Below are 13,570 nucleotides of genomic sequence, written 5' to 3' on the forward strand. Positions count from 1 at the left end.
CCGTGCTCAGCTTCCGCAGTCGAGGAGCCGGCGAAGGTGAATAGGAAGTCCGTACTGCCACCGCCGCTGGCCCTCACCCCTGCCCTCTCCCGCAAGCGGGAGAGGGAGTCCTACCGGAGTCCTTCACGGGGCGGGTGACGGTGGCAACGACGGCTTGAGCACCGGAGCGGCGGGTGCGGGGATGTCTTCCACCAGCGCGCGCACGCGCGGCAGCGACTGCGGGTGCGTCTTCTGCAGCCAGGCGATCAGGCCTTCGCGCAGTTCGCAGCGCAGGTCGAAGGCCTTGCCGGAGTCCTTGGCACTGACGAGCACGCGGATCTGCATCGTGCGCTCGGTCGTCTCCACCACCTGCACGCCGCAGACGCGGCCGTCCCAGTGGGCCGAGCCCTTGCACATCGTCGTCGCCTTGTCGCGCAGCTCGTTGACGGGCAGCGTGAAATCGACCCACAGCATCACCGTGCCCAGGATGCTGGAGCTGGTGCGTGTCCAGTTCTGGAACGGGTTCTCGATGAACCACTGCAGCGGGATGACCAGCCGGCGTTCGTCCCAGATCTTGAGCACGACGTAGGTGGAGGTGATCTCCTCCACCCTGCCCCACTCGCCCTGGATGATGAGCACGTCGTCGAGCCGGATCGGCTGCGCCATGGCGATCTGCAGGCCGGCGAGCAGGTTGCCGAACACGGACTTCGCCGCCAGGCCGAAGACCAGGCCGGCGATGCCCGCGGAGGCCAGCAGGCTGGCGCCGACCTGCTTCGCGCGCGGGAAGGTCATCAGGATGAAGGCCAACGCGGTCAGCATTACCGCGCCCTTGGCCACGCGGGCCAGCACCTTGGTCTGGGTCTGGATGCGGCGCGCGGCGAGGTTGTCCTCGACGTCCGCCGGATTCAGCAGCGCCACGCCGTTGGCCACGCCGGTGATCGCGCCGGCCGCCACCGCCGCGATGGCGACGATGCACAGCACGCCCAGCAGATGCTGCACGCCGTCGATGCCGGGCATCGTGTCGGGCACGCCCTGCGCGGCGATCAGCAGACCGATGAGGGGGAGCGCCCATCGCACCGGGTTGTCGACGCGCTGCACGACCGAGGTCAGCAACGGCGAGAAGCGCGCCAGGCGTCGTGCGATCGGCCGCAGGATGGCGTGCAGCAGCAACGCGCCGGCGACGATCACCAGCGCGCCGAGCAACAGCTGACCCCAGAGCATGAGGTCGGCGTCGAGGATAGAGAAACGGGATTTCCAGGCTTGCATCCCGCGGGGCGGGCAAGCGCCGTTCCGGCGATGCCTATGCGCGGGTATTCATCACATCGGCGTGCATCGCGCTGGCCGCCCGCACCAGTTGGCTCGCATAGCTGGTCGCCTCCTGCGCGCGGACGTACAACGCCTCGACCTGCCCGTCCAGCGATTCGCCGCCCTCGCGCAGGCCCGGACGATTCAGACATTCGTCGAATTTCCGCAGGAACTGCTCAAAGCGGTCCAGGCCGTTCCTGAACCAGTCGTCGCCAGCCCCCCGATATTCCTGCAGCTGCAGATGCAGCGTGGTCAGCGATTCCCTCGCATCGAAGCAGATCGACAGATCCCTCGCCGTGTCGAGCAGACGCTCCACTGTCGACGATTTCGCCAGGGCGCCGGTCAGCACGGCGCTGTACACGCTCCTGGCAACAAGCTGCAATGCCTGGCCCAATCCTTCCGGATACGGGCACGTCTGCTGCAGGTAGCGGTTCACCGTCTTGAGGTCCCCGCGATAGGCGCGCGGACCGGCCGTCGTCGACCGATGGCCATGGCTTCGCTCCCGGTCGAGACGAGGCATCCGACCCGGCGGAAGTCGGCCTTCCAGGCAGGCTTCCAGCGGATCGCCCGGCACGATCGCGGCCCGCGTCGTCACCGGAGAGAGTTCCGGCGCTGCGAACAGCTGATCGAGCGCGGTCGATGTTCCGCTGACAGGGTTGCCAAGCAGGGGCAGGCTCATGAGATTTTCTCCTTTGCAATCCGGGGACGTCCGATACGTCCCCGTGAACCCGGCTCAGTGGACGGGGTTGCAGGAAACCTGTCTTCGCGCTGTCTGTCAGCCTGCTCGTTGCTTGACGAACACGGGTCGCGCGATTGCCTCAAGGGGACATCGCAATCCTCAGGAGACCTCGATGACGAACCGCACCGACAAGCCGCAGGCCCCGTCGAACGGATCCGCCGCCCCGCGCCGCATGCTGGACAAGGCCCCGGTGGCGCCGGGCTCGATTGCGCCCGACGCCGCGCCGACGCACAACGACGATGACGCGCAGCTGCCGCACGAACGCGACCAGAGCGTCGGCGGCGATTCGACCGGCGGCATGGGTTCCGGCGCGGCCGGCGAGGACCAGCGCGCCGTCATCGGCCAGGCCCATGAGGACCTGCAGCAGGGTCAGGTCGACACCGACCTGCGCTCGACGCCGGGACTCGACGCCGAGCGACGCGATCGGCTGGTCAAGGACGCGACACCGTCGCGGTCCACGAAAGACGCGCCAAGCCGCTGACGTCAACCCCCCCGGTTCCCTGGTGGGCCATGCTGTGGCGCGTGAGCATCGGCGGGTAGGCGATCCTGTTCACATCGAACCAGGACTCCGACATCGGCGGTGCCGTGGGCGTCAGTCGCGAAGGGAAGTCCAGCGAACAAGGCGGCGCCGAGGCTTCCAATGGTCTGCGCTGCTGCAGACCGATCCCAGACTGGCGCCCCCGCACCGGCGGACCTTCAGCGGATGGCGCGGGCCACGCGCCCGTGAGATGCAGCCGTTCGGCACGGAGATCCCCCAAGGCTGACCGCATCGCCTCGGCGACGTTCTCGTAGAACTCCCGGGTGTCGACTTTCCCTTCAGCGGTGACGTCCGGCGACCGGTAGGCGTCGAGGGCTTGCTGCAACTGGTCCCTGAGTTCGAAGTACTCGCCGATCTTGCCGCACAAGGGCCGCCACGACGGATCGCCGCTCCGGCTCAACTGGAGGTAACGCCAGCGCAAGTCCTCGAGGCAGATACCGCCCCATGTGGCGACCCCGGTCCGATCCCGGTTCTGGTTCTGGTTCTGGTTCTGGTCCTGGTTCTGGCGCATGTCCGAACGCAGCGTGGTGTACGTTCGATGCCAGAAGCGCCGCGCGCTGTCGTCGCAGGCCCGCAGGCCGGTGCCGATGACGCGTTGGACGACCTCGTGGATGGCTGCGATGGGAACCGATGCCAGACCGCCATCTCCCGGTTCCGGGAAATCCAGGCAACTGCCGGAAGGGACGGCTCCGGCGTCCTGCGCGGGCGGTTCGACAACGGATCCGTAGAAGGTATGGCTCGACGAGCTCGGGATCATGGAGTAGGCCATCGGACGTATTTCCGCAAAGGCGCATCAGTGGGCCTCGGCAGTCCGCGGTTCACGCGTTCGCGCGCGGCGGCGTCCCCAATGAAAACGGAGCCTCTTGGGGCTCCGTCCTTGTCTCCATCGCGCCTCGGGAAAAGGGGTCGTCAGCTGTGCTGGCGGCGCCGTTCGACCGCGTCGATGCGCAGCATCTGGCGGTACTTGGTCACCGTGCGACGCGCCACCACCAGGCCCTGACGGGCCAGCTGGCGCGTGATCTCCGCGTCGGACAGCGGGTTCTCCGCGCGTTCGGCCTCGATGATGTCCTTGATCAGGCCGCGGATCGCCGTGCCCGAGCACGCGCTGCCGTTGCTGCTCACGATCGCGCGCGAGAAGAAGTACTTCAGCTCATACACGCCGCTGGGCGTCGCCAGGTACTTGTTGTTGGTCACGCGCGAGACCGTGGATTCGTGGATGCCGACCTCGTCGGCGATCTCCTTGAGGCCCAGCGGCTTCATCGCCATCGCGCCGAACTCCAGGAAGTGGCGCTGACGCTTCACGATCGCGTTGGCCACGTCGAGGATGGTCGAGAAACGCTGCTCGATGTTGCGCATCGTCCAGCGCGCTTCCTGCAGGTGGTTGGCCATCTCCGCATGGCCCTGCTGGCGGTGGCGCTGGAACAGCTCCGCGTACACCTGGTTCATGCGCACCTTCGGGATCACCGCCGGATTCAGCTGCACGCGCCACTGGCCGCGGACCTTGGTCGTCAGCACGTCCGGCACGATGTAGGCCGCCTGCGTCGTCTCGTAGCGCCAGCCCGGCCGCGGGTCGAAGCGGCGCAGCTTCAGGCAGACCGACTCGGCCTCCGCCACGCTCACGTCCAGCAGCTGCGCCAGCGACGGAATGTCGCGCGAGGCCAGCAGGTTCAAGTGCTGCGAGATGATGCGTTCGGCCAGATTGCGGCTGCGCGCGTCCTCCAGCTTGGGCAGCTGCAGCAGCAGGCATTCGGCCACGCTGCGCGCGCCCACGCCCAGCGGGTCCAGCGCCTGCACCCGCTTGAGCGCGATCTGCATCTCGTCGATGCCCACCGGCGGCTGCATCTGCGCCACCGCCGCCAGCTCTTCCAGCGAGCTGCGCAGATAGCCGTCGTCATCGACCGATTCCGCCACGATCGTCGCCAGCACCAGATCGCGCGGCGACAGCCGCAGCACGTTCAGCTGGCTGCGCAGGTGTTCGCGCAGGCAGGTCTGCGCCGCGGTCATCTCCAGCGCGCTGAGTTCGCCGTCCTCCGCGCGACGCATCGAGCCGGAGCTTTCGGCGCGCCAGATCTCGCGGTCGTCCGGGAAGGGTTCCGGCGCATCCGACATCACCGGCGATGCGGCGACCGGCACGTCCGCGTCCAGCGGCGACGAATCGTCCGAGGCCTCGGTCACTTCGAGGAAGGGATTGCGCCCCAGCATGTCGGTGACCATGGTGGAGAAGTCCAGCGAGGACATCTGCAGCAGACGCACGGCGTGCTGGAGGCGAGGCGACAGCGTCTGGGTCTGTCTGTGCTCGTGCCTGAGTTCCATTGCTCCCACTTGTGAGACTCCTGTCCGGTAGAGGGTGAGGCTGCCGACAACCGGTTCCGGAGAGTCCCCGTCGGCGAGGACGGGAACGGGTTGTAGGCAGTGCCGGCGAACCGGCCTGTTGGAGCCATCAGCGCAAGGACCATGCCACCTCGTCCGCGAAGTTTCATATCGCGGAGCCTGCGTCATTTGGCGTGCCTGCCCGAATGCCGCAAACGCAGTAGGCACGGGGCCTGCCGGGCAACGGGGCCATCGAGCTCCGCCGAACGCGGAAGCCCCTCGATGCCCCCGCGCCGGTTCGCCCATCGTCCGCAACCGCTGCCGACCCTCTGATCCTCGCAAGGCTTTCGGCACCTTTTACCGACGGCCGGAGCGTTCACGCCCCTCGCTCACCGCCGACCACTTGAAAGGGAGTCAGCGGATGGTTGTGGGGCCCGAATGAGGCTGGGGGTTCGCGGACGCGATGCCCCCTGCCTCGTGGAGAGCCCGCGCTTGGCGGAGCGGAGTCCGGGTGCCTTCCGAACCGGCATCCACCGCCGTAACTGCCCGTACCTGGCGGCCTTGGATCCGGGTGGTAGCGCTCCCTCCTGGCCCGGGCCTTGCTTCAAGAGCCTGCCCGGTCCCCTCTTCCGTCATCCTTACCATCTTGCGCCCCTCCGCCCTGCCCCCGACCACGATGCGCCGCTGGGCGACGCGAGGCCTGCTGTTGATTGCGCTGGTCTTCCTGCTGAAGGAAGCGAGTGCCATCGTGCTGCCGGTGCTGGTGGCGCTGATCCTGACCTTCGTGCTGGCGCCGGCGGTGCGCACGATGCGGCATCATGGCCTGCCGGAGTCGGTGAGTGCGGCGATGCTGGTGACGACGCTGGTGGGGTGCACGGTGCTGAGCGTGGCCTTGCTGGCCGAGCCGGTGGCGCAGTGGTGGCAGCGCGCGCCGGTGGCGGTCTCGCAGGCGTTGAACCAGGTGGACAAGTGGCGCGCGGCGATCCCGGGTTTCGGTCCGCCGGCGGAGCGGCGCAGCTCGAGCCGCGCGGCGCCGCCGACGCCGCCCACCGATCCCGTGCGCGAGCGCATCGCCAGCGAGGGCGTGGCGCTGACGGCGCAGGCCCTGGGCATCGGCTTGAAGTTCCTGGTGTCCACGGCGGCCACCACCATCCTGCTCTACTTCCTGCTCGCGTCCGAGCACTGGGTACTGTCGCGCTGCATCGAGCTGCTGCCGCATCGCCCGCGCCTGCGCGCCGTGGTGCTCGGCGGCCTGCGCGCGGCGCAGCGCGACATCTCGCGCTACGTCGCCTCGGTCAGCGCGATCAACATCGGCGTCGGCCTGATCGTGTCGGGCACGATGTGGTTCGTCGACCTGCCCAACCCCGGCTTCTGGGGCGCGCTGGCGGCGATGTTCAACTTCATCCCCTACCTCGGCCCGCTGATCATGTGCGGCCTGCTGCTGGCGGCGTCGCTGGCGTCCTCGCTGGGCGACGCGGGGCTGGCGGCGCTGGCCGCGCCGGTGCTGTCCTACCTCTGCATCCACGCGATCGAATCCAATTTCGTGACGCCGCTGGTCGTGGGCAAGCGCCTGTCGATGAATCCGCTGTCGGTGCTGCTGTCGGTGATGTTCTGGGGCTGGCTCTGGGGCGTCGCCGGCGCGGTGCTGGCGGTGCCGCTGCTGATCTGCCTGCGCAGCATCAGCGCCCGCAACCGCCAGATGCGTCCGGTGGCCGTCTACCTGCGCGGCAGCGACCGCCCCTGCACGCCGCTCAGCACACTGCTGCGGCCGCCCCCGCCCCGTCCGCCGTACGCGCCCGTGGCCATGCCCGCGGACGTGCCCCTGCCGGTGTCCCCGCACGTTCCCCAGCCCTCCGCCGACGCCGCCGCCCCCGTGGTGCCCCGTCCGAACGCCCTTGAACAGCACCACCCATAATCTGCCGCCGCGACGCTCCGGCCCGCGCGACCGCGCCGCCGCCCTCGGGCCGCGGTGGTTCACCCGCCTTTCCGCCGGTTTTTCCGCCCGCTCCTCCGATTCATCGCCCATGCCCCTGCCGATCCGTTCCCGCCTGCTCGTGCTCGTCCTGTCCGTGATGTTGCCGGGCATCATCGCGGCGCTGTGGGTCAGCTGGCAGACCTGGAACGACGAGCAGGACGCCACCGTGCGCCACATGCGCGACAGCACGCGCGCGCTGTCCATGGTCGTCGACAAGGAACTGGCCCGCCGCGCCGGCATCGCGCGGGTGCTGTCGCTGTCGCAGATCCTGGACGCGTCGCCGCAGATCCCGCCGGACGACCTGGCGATGCTGGAGCTGCAGTCGCGCCGCGCGATGCAGGGGCTGTCGGGCTGGGTGGAGCTGAACGCGCCCGACCGGACGCTGTTCAGCACCCGGCTCGCGCCGGGACGGTTGCCGGAGACGGCGACGAACGCGACGCCTGCGGGGATCGCGGCTTCGGCGGGCGTCCCGTCCCTGCCCTCGCTGGGCGCGGCCGCCGGTACCGCCGCCGCGGCGACACCGCCGCCTGGTCTGCCGACCACCGCCGCGTCGCGTCCGGTGCTGGTCCGCGAAGGCGTCCCGCTGGTCGAGCAGGCCGTGATGGGCGACCTGTCGCCCGATCCGGCCACCGGCCAGCTGCGCGCGCAGATCATCCAGCCGATCGAGCGCGGCGGTCATGTCTGGCTCAACATGAGCATCACCGTGCTGCCGCAGGAGATCCAGCAGATCATCGACGGGCAGCGCCTGCCCGCCGACTGGACGGCCTCCATCGTGGACGCCCACGGCGCCGTCGTCGCGCGTCATCCCGGCGGCATCAGCTACGCCGGCCGCCCCAGCACCGACGACCTCAAGCGCCTGATGGCCACGCGCGACGAGGGACAGTTCGAGTCCGTCAACCTCGACGGCAAGCCCGTGACGGGCTATTTCAGCAAATCCCCGCAAGGCTGGACCGTCATCACCGCGGTGCCGCGCGACGGCGGCCCGGGCGGCTTCGGCGCGCGCGCCGCGCTGCAGCCGATCGCCATCGGCGCGCTGCTGCTGGTGCTGGTGGGCATGTTCGGCGCGCTGTGGATCAGCCGGCGCATCTCCGGCCCCATCCATGCGCTCAACGAGATCGCCAATGAACTGCGCGCCGGCGAGCCGGTGCGCGCGCGCAAGACCGGCATGGTCGAGTGCGACGAGGTCGCGCTCGCGCTCGAGGACGCGAGCGCCGCGATCCACCAGGGCCGCTACGAACTCGAGGAACGCGTCAACGAGGCCATCGACCGCACGCGCGAGGCCGAGCAGCTCAGCTCGCGTTCGCAGCGCACGGCGGCGCTGGGCCGGCTCACCGGCGGCGTCGCGCACGACTTCAACAACCTGCTGGGCGTGATCAGCAACAGCGCCCACCTGATCCAGCGCAGCCCGCATGCCGAATCGCTGGCGATGCCGCTGGGCGCGATCATGCGCTCGGTCGACGTCGGCAGCCGCCTGACCCAGCATCTGCTGCGCGTCGCGGGCCGTCAGCCCGTGCATCCGCAGGTGGTGGACCTGCGCTCCACGCTGGGCGAGATGAAGGAGCTGCTCGTCACCGTGCTGGGCAAGCGCATGCAGCTCGCGTTGACGATGGCGCCCGACCTGCCGAGCGTGCGCGTCGATCCTTCCGAGCTGGAGCTCGCGCTGATCAACATCTCGCTCAACGCGCGCGACGCGACCAACGGCATGGGCGAGATCATCATCGAGGCCGGTCGCGCCTCGCCCGGCGACGTGCAGGACCTCGCGCCCGGCGAGTACGTCGCCATCAGCGTCACCGACCGCGGTCCCGGCATTCCCGACGACCTGCTGGCGCGCGTCTTCGAGCCTTTCTTCACCACCAAGCCCGTCGGCAAGGGCACCGGCCTGGGCCTGAGCCAGGTGCTGGGCTTCTGCGTGCAGGCCGGCGGCACGGCGCGCATCGCGAGCCAGCTCGGCGCCGGCACGACGGTGACCCTGCTGCTGCCGGCGCAGACGAGCGCGCGCGTCGTGCCCGACGGCGCCCGCGTCGACGGCACCGAGCGCACGCGCGACGACGGCCTCACCAACAGCCTGGCCGGCGTGCGCGTGCTGCTGGTCGAGGACAACGAGGAGCTCAACCGCGTCACCGCCGGGCTGCTGCGCAGCTTCTCCTGCCAGGTGCTCAGCGCCAAGGACGCGGACGAGGCGCTGCAGCTGTTCGGCAGCGGCGCGGCCGTGGACATCGTGCTGTCGGACGTGGTGATGCCGGGATCGATGGACGGCCAGGCGCTGGCGCGCGAGCTGCGCAAGCGCCGCTCCGGCCTGCCCATCGTGCTGATCAGCGGTTTCAGCGAGGCGCTGACGGCGGAGTCCTCGTTCATCGTGCTGCGCAAGCCGGCCTCGCCGTCGCAGATCCTGGAGGCGCTGCGGCGCGCGATGGGGCTGCCGACGGGTACGTGACTTGCTGATTCATGGCATCACCACTCCCCCGATCGGAAAGGACTGCCATGGACAACAAGGACGTCATCGACGAACTGAACACGCTCGTCGAAACCTGCAAGGACGGCGAGTACGGCTTCCTGAGCTCCGCCGAACACGTCAAGGGCGCGAGCCTGCGCGAGGTCTTCGCGCAGCGCGCCGCGGAATGCCGCCAGGCGGCCTCGGAGCTGCAGCAGCTGGTCCGCCAGCACGGCGGCACGCCCGAGGACGACGGCAGTGCGGCGGGTTCGCTGCACCGCGGCTGGGTCGCGGTCAAGGGCACGCTGACCGGCTACAGCGACAAGGCCATGCTCGAGGAATGCGAGCGCGGCGAGGACGTGGCCGTCGCGCGCTACCGCAAGGCGGCGCAGAAGGACCTGCCCGCAGGCGTGCTGGAAGTCGTCCAGCGCCAGCTGGCCGGCACCTTGCGCAACCACGACCAGATCAAGCTGCTGCGCGATCAGGCGCGCAACGCCGAGAAGGTCTGATCGGGCGGGTCCGACGCGTCGTCGCACGCGTCGGACGCGTCGTATCGGCCGCATCAACGACAAGGCGCGCCCTCGGGCGCGCCTTTGTCCTGGTGGGTCGAGAGCGGACCCATCGTCGCCTAGCGGGCGTCCTCTCGCGTCTCTTCCCGCTGCTTCTTGCGGCCCTGCATGAACCCGGCGATCACGCCCAGCACCAGCTGCGTGATCTCGGGGCCGACGCGGCCGCGGACCGTCGTCGGCATCAGGCTCCACAGCAGCGTGAGCAGCTGCAGCGTGCCGACATCCGGACGATCGGCGGCCGGCTTGGCGCGGTCCGCGTGGTGATCTGCCGCCGCTGCCCGCGAGCCGAGCAACGCGCTGAGCCATTGCTGCGGCGACGTGTCGTCGCGGGGTCGTTCATGCCGTTCATGCCGTTCATGCCGGTCATGTCGGTCATGCCGACGTCGCTTGCCGCGCACCAGGCGCCAGAACAGCCAGCTCGCGCCGGTGCCCAGCGCCGGCAGCAGCCAGCGGCTGGGCACCATCACGGCCTTGCCGCGCTGCTGCAGCGCGTCCCAGTGCAGCTGGAATTCCAGGTCGCGGCGCACGACGCGCAGCTCCGCCATCTCGATGCGCAACGTCAGCGCCTCGATCGACTCGGCCGCGCCCCCGGGGTCGGGGACGTCGGGAATGCGTCGGGGGTCAGGACGGTCTTGCGGTGCGGCCATCGGGACTCGGTTCCTCGGGATCCATCGGATCGTTGAACAGCCAGTGGAACTGGCGGCGGGAGGCCGGCAGCGCCAGCATCGGCGTGAGCGCCTTCATCGCGGCCGCGATCCAGACCAGCAGCAGCAGGTTGATCACCAGCACGCCGGCGAAGGCCCAGGGCCAGCTCAGGCCGAAGTGGACGGCGATCGCGACCAGCAGGGCCCACAGCGCGAACCAGGCGGTGGCCCCGGCGATCGCCGCGACCACGCCCAGGATCGCGAGGCTGACCAGGCCGTGTCTGGCGCGCTGCAGTTCGAGCGCCAGCAGCAGCAGGCGCCCCGACAGCATGCCGCGCGCCGCGCGGGCCATGCCCTGCACGTCGCCGAGCCAGGAGGCGCCCACCGCAGGGCCGTCGCCGGACGGCGGACGGCCGCCGGTCGGGTCGCCCGTGGGGCTCCCCGCCGGATGACCTGTCGGATCGCCCGATGAGTGGCCGGCAGGACCGGCCGTCGATCCGGGTGCGGGCCCGGAGGACGGCGGCTGCCGAGGTGGCGGCGGCGGCGGGAACGGTGGCGGGAAGGACGGCGAAGCGTGCGGCACGTCGCTCATGGGCGCGCCGCGGTCAGCGCGTCAGGCGCGCGATCAGCAGGCCGACCGCCAGCGCGGTGCCGACGGCCATCAGCGGATGCTCGCGCACGTTCGAGCGCAGGCTGTCGCACCACTCGTTGCCGGTCATGCGCAGACGCTCGGCGCGGTCGTGGATCAGCTCGTTCGTGTCCTCCAGGCTTTTCTGCAATTGCTGCGCCTTCGGGGCGGCGACCGTGGCCAGCCGGTCGATGGTGGCGTGCGCCTTGTCGGCGGCGCGGTTCACGAGGTCGGCGGCCGCGGTGCTCGACGGCGTCGTGCCGTTGACCAGCTTGGCGGCGTCGTCGGCCGTCGTGAACGGCACGGTCTTGTCACTCTTCTCGTTGTTGGGCGTGGTGCTCATGGGAAGGTTCCTTTCGTCGTGCGCAGTGGCAGCAAGGGCATGGATCGGTGGAGTGCGGAATGGCAAGCGGCGTGCCGCCATGCCTGGCGACGCGCGAATGCGTCGATCAGCGCGGCAGCGGCGGCTTCGGGTGCGTGTCCAGGCCGCGGTGCGGCGACTCCGCGACCTGCGGCCTGCCGCCTTCGGGCTCCAGCATCTCTTCGATGATGAAGTGGCCGTAGTACTGCGCGCGCTCGGCCCGGTTGCGGCGCGCGATCTCGGCGATCTCGCGCGCCTGCGCGTCGTCCTTCGCCTTGACGACGAGGAAGTGGTAGCCGCGTTCGGCCAGTTCCCCGTGGCTGCGCAGCAGGTTGATCTCCTGCCCGATCGCGGCCAGCGGACTGGCGCGCTTGAGGTCGCGCTCGACCAGTTCGAGCATCTCGCGGTCGCCGATCGCATGCAGGTCGGCGTCGGCGATGCCGTGCGCGCTCAGCGCCGCGCGCGCCTGTCCGGCTTCCGGCGCGCCGGGAAAGCTGATTACCAGGTGGTCCACCGGCTTGTGCACGCCGAAGCTGGTGGGGCGGCTGTCGTCGTCGCGGTCCTGGTCCTCGGGACTGTCGGGCGCGCCCGGACGGATGCTGGTGGCCATGGGATGCTCCTGGTAGTGACGGAGAAAGACGGGGAGTCCCCCTCCGCAAGGCAAGCCTCGTACCCATCGCGTACGCCGTCTTTCCCGCACGCGAAGCGACGGAAAAAGAAGGCCCTCCAACATGTCACCGAGATTGACGTCAGGGTCATGCACCGGTTACACCGGACGAGCCGAATGACCTGCAGCAGACGCATCGCCCTCGCGCTGCCGACGGCGCTGTCCCCGAAGGCAATCCCGAGATTTCGGGAGCGCGTCGGGCACGGCAATTGCCATATCTCGCGACCAACTGGATACGAACAGGGAAGGAGCGAACGATGAACGACGGTCTCACGTCGGTGCTGTACGTCGAAGACAGCCCGCTCAACGTCATCGTGATGGAGGCGATGTTCGAACAACGCCGCGACCTGCGTCTGCACGTCGCCGAAGCCGGCATGCCGGCCTGGCGCCTGAGCGCGCAGTTGCAGCCCTCGCTGCTGCTGGTCGACCTCCACCTTCCCGATTGCCACGGTTCCGACCTGCTGAAGCTGCTGCGCATGCGGCGCGGCTGGGCGCAGGTGCCGGCGATCGCCGTGACGGCCGATTCCGATTTCGATGCGCTGGGCTGCGGGTTCATGGAACTCTGGGCCAAGCCGCTGGACGTGCGCAAGACACTGGCCCGACTGGCCGAGCTGCTGCCGCCGCCGCGCGGCGCGCGGCCCTCGGACGCGGCCAGCGGTCAGGGCAGCACGCAAGGCAACGGTCAAGGCAACGGTCAAGGCAGCGGCCTGGGCCACGCAGAGGGCGGCGGCCTGCAGACCGGCGTGATGATGGATCCGGCCGGCGACGGCGCGCGGCGGGAGTCCGGGCTGATGGCGCGGCACAAACAGTCGCTGGCGCCGCGCCAGACCGACTACGGCTGGGTGCGCTGAGCGCGTCGCGGAGACTCCCAGTGACTGCCTGGCTCGACGCCCCCCTCACCACCCTCTCCCTCCACGACCTCGACTTCTCCCGTGAACGGCCCGACGGCCCTTCGCCGGCGGCGCTGCGTCCGGCGGTCTTCGTCGACAAGGACGGCACGCTGGTGGAGCCCGACGATGCGGCCATCCACGATCCGTCCCGCCTGCGGCTGATCCCGGGCGCGGGCGAGGCGCTCGCGCGGCTGAGCGCCGCGGGACTGGCCCTGGTCCTGGTCACCAACGAGAGCGGCATCGCGCGCGGCGCGTTCACCCGCGTGCAGTTCGCGCGGCTGCAGGGGGCGTTGCTGCGCCGCCTGAAGGACGAGTTCGGCGTGGTGCTCGACGATGTCGCGGTCTGTCCGCACGGCCCCGATGCGCAAGGTCGTCCGGCCTGCCTGTGCCGCAAGCCCGCGCCCGGCATGCTGACGCGCGCGGCGCGGGCGCACGGGCTCGATCTGGGCCGCTCGTGGATGGTGGGCGACCTGCTCGACGACGTCGAGGCAGGACACCGCGCCGGCGCGACCGGACTGCTGCTCGATACCGGCG

The 13,570-nt window shown here is 70.0% G+C and carries 13 protein-coding genes and 1 pseudogene; 6 read left to right on the forward strand and 8 right to left on the reverse strand.

From position 1 onward, the window contains the following. Positions 1-123: 123 nt before the first annotated feature. Complete coding sequence (locus ACQZ13_RS15700) at positions 124-1,245, reverse strand: mechanosensitive ion channel family protein (RefSeq protein WP_431045970.1); 1,122 nt, start codon at positions 1,243-1,245, stop codon at positions 124-126. Positions 1,246-1,279: 34 nt separating this feature from the next. After that, the gene (locus ACQZ13_RS15705) at positions 1,280-1,963 is read right to left on the reverse strand and encodes a hypothetical protein (protein WP_431045972.1); all 684 of its coding nucleotides are present in this window, start codon (positions 1,961-1,963) and stop codon (positions 1,280-1,282) included. A gap of 172 nt (positions 1,964-2,135) precedes the next feature. Between ACQZ13_RS15705 and ACQZ13_RS15710 the strand changes: the two genes are divergently transcribed. Next, positions 2,136-2,504 (forward strand): hypothetical protein, encoded by a 369-nt coding sequence (locus ACQZ13_RS15710; protein ID WP_431045974.1) that lies wholly within the window; start codon positions 2,136-2,138, stop codon positions 2,502-2,504. On the opposite strand, the gene ACQZ13_RS15715 is transcribed toward ACQZ13_RS15710, so the two are convergent. Continuing rightward, positions 2,455-3,330: a hypothetical protein gene (locus ACQZ13_RS15715; RefSeq protein ID WP_431045976.1), complete on the reverse strand. Its 876-nt coding sequence runs from the start codon at positions 3,328-3,330 to the stop codon at positions 2,455-2,457. The two genes, ACQZ13_RS15710 and ACQZ13_RS15715, sit on opposite strands and share 50 nt — an antisense overlap. A 140-nt stretch (positions 3,331-3,470) precedes the next feature. Continuing rightward, on the reverse strand, positions 3,471-4,874 hold the full coding sequence (gene rpoN / locus ACQZ13_RS15720) for an RNA polymerase factor sigma-54 (RefSeq protein WP_431045978.1): 1,404 nt from the start codon (positions 4,872-4,874) through the stop codon (positions 3,471-3,473). A 643-nt stretch (positions 4,875-5,517) separates the two neighbouring features. Between rpoN and ACQZ13_RS15725 the strand changes: the two genes are divergently transcribed. From ACQZ13_RS15725 to ACQZ13_RS15735, 3 genes are all read left to right on the forward strand, one after another. Continuing rightward, positions 5,518-6,786, forward strand: a complete 1,269-nt coding sequence (locus ACQZ13_RS15725; RefSeq protein ID WP_431045980.1) for an AI-2E family transporter — start codon at positions 5,518-5,520, stop codon at positions 6,784-6,786. Between the two features lie 109 nt (positions 6,787-6,895). After that, positions 6,896-9,280 carry an ATP-binding protein gene (locus tag ACQZ13_RS15730; RefSeq protein WP_431045982.1) on the forward strand — a complete coding sequence of 795 codons (2,385 nt, stop codon included), beginning with the start codon at positions 6,896-6,898 and terminating at the stop codon, positions 9,278-9,280. Positions 9,281-9,327: 47 nt separating this feature from the next. Next, positions 9,328-9,786, forward strand: coding sequence for a PA2169 family four-helix-bundle protein (locus ACQZ13_RS15735; protein WP_088404166.1), 459 nt, complete (start codon positions 9,328-9,330; stop codon positions 9,784-9,786). Between the two features lie 119 nt (positions 9,787-9,905). Here ACQZ13_RS15735 and ACQZ13_RS15740 read toward each other — a convergent pair whose 3' ends face one another. The 4 genes from ACQZ13_RS15740 to ACQZ13_RS15755 all read right to left on the reverse strand — a co-directional run bounded on the left by ACQZ13_RS15740 (position 9,906) and on the right by ACQZ13_RS15755 (position 12,089). Then, the gene (locus ACQZ13_RS15740; RefSeq protein ID WP_431045985.1) at positions 9,906-10,493 is read right to left on the reverse strand and encodes a hypothetical protein; all 588 of its coding nucleotides are present in this window, start codon (positions 10,491-10,493) and stop codon (positions 9,906-9,908) included. Continuing rightward, on the reverse strand, positions 10,468-11,082 hold the full coding sequence (locus ACQZ13_RS15745) for a hypothetical protein (RefSeq protein WP_431045987.1): 615 nt from the start codon (positions 11,080-11,082) through the stop codon (positions 10,468-10,470). The genes ACQZ13_RS15740 and ACQZ13_RS15745 overlap by 26 nt, the downstream gene beginning before the upstream one ends. 13 nt (positions 11,083-11,095) lie before the next feature. After that, positions 11,096-11,461, reverse strand: a complete 366-nt coding sequence (locus ACQZ13_RS15750; RefSeq protein ID WP_088404163.1) for a DUF883 family protein — start codon at positions 11,459-11,461, stop codon at positions 11,096-11,098. 106 nt (positions 11,462-11,567) lie between these two features. Beyond that, positions 11,568-12,089, reverse strand: coding sequence for a hypothetical protein (locus tag ACQZ13_RS15755; protein WP_431045989.1), 522 nt, complete (start codon positions 12,087-12,089; stop codon positions 11,568-11,570). Positions 12,090-12,403: 314 nt separating this feature from the next. Between ACQZ13_RS15755 and ACQZ13_RS15760 the strand changes: the two genes are divergently transcribed. Together ACQZ13_RS15760 and ACQZ13_RS15765 are read left to right on the forward strand one after the other, a co-directional pair. Beyond that, entirely contained in the window at positions 12,404-12,997 is a 594-nt protein-coding gene (locus ACQZ13_RS15760) for a response regulator (protein ID WP_431045991.1), read from the forward strand. Between the two features lie 152 nt (positions 12,998-13,149). After that, positions 13,150-13,560, forward strand: a pseudogene (locus ACQZ13_RS15765) (D-glycero-alpha-D-manno-heptose-1,7-bisphosphate 7-phosphatase); the annotation flags it as partial. Positions 13,561-13,570 lie beyond the last annotated feature (10 nt).

This window comes from Roseateles sp. L2-2, from assembly GCF_050613215.1.
Taxonomy (GTDB): Bacteria; Pseudomonadota; Gammaproteobacteria; order Burkholderiales; family Burkholderiaceae_C; genus Roseateles; species Roseateles noduli.

Bases quoted from the DNA above. Each gene is read 5' to 3' on its own strand.
- ACQZ13_RS15735 (WP_088404166.1), top strand. From the start codon at position 9,328: ATGGACAACAAGGACGTCATCGACGAACTGAACACGCTCGTCGAAACC.
- ACQZ13_RS15715 (WP_431045976.1), bottom strand. From the start codon at position 3,330: ATGGCCTACTCCATGATCCCGAGCTCGTCGAGCCATACCTTCTACGGA.
- ACQZ13_RS15710 (WP_431045974.1), top strand. From the start codon at position 2,136: ATGACGAACCGCACCGACAAGCCGCAGGCCCCGTCGAACGGATCCGCC.
- ACQZ13_RS15705 (WP_431045972.1), bottom strand. From the start codon at position 1,963: ATGAGCCTGCCCCTGCTTGGCAACCCTGTCAGCGGAACATCGACCGCG.
- ACQZ13_RS15700 (WP_431045970.1), bottom strand. From the start codon at position 1,245: ATGCAAGCCTGGAAATCCCGTTTCTCTATCCTCGACGCCGACCTCATG.
- ACQZ13_RS15750 (WP_088404163.1), bottom strand. From the start codon at position 11,461: ATGAGCACCACGCCCAACAACGAGAAGAGTGACAAGACCGTGCCGTTC.
- ACQZ13_RS15740 (WP_431045985.1), bottom strand. From the start codon at position 10,493: ATGGCCGCACCGCAAGACCGTCCTGACCCCCGACGCATTCCCGACGTC.
- ACQZ13_RS15730 (WP_431045982.1), top strand. From the start codon at position 6,896: ATGCCCCTGCCGATCCGTTCCCGCCTGCTCGTGCTCGTCCTGTCCGTG.
- ACQZ13_RS15755 (WP_431045989.1), bottom strand. From the start codon at position 12,089: ATGGCCACCAGCATCCGTCCGGGCGCGCCCGACAGTCCCGAGGACCAG.
- rpoN (WP_431045978.1), bottom strand. From the start codon at position 4,874: ATGGAACTCAGGCACGAGCACAGACAGACCCAGACGCTGTCGCCTCGC.
- ACQZ13_RS15745 (WP_431045987.1), bottom strand. From the start codon at position 11,082: ATGAGCGACGTGCCGCACGCTTCGCCGTCCTTCCCGCCACCGTTCCCG.
- ACQZ13_RS15760 (WP_431045991.1), top strand. From the start codon at position 12,404: ATGAACGACGGTCTCACGTCGGTGCTGTACGTCGAAGACAGCCCGCTC.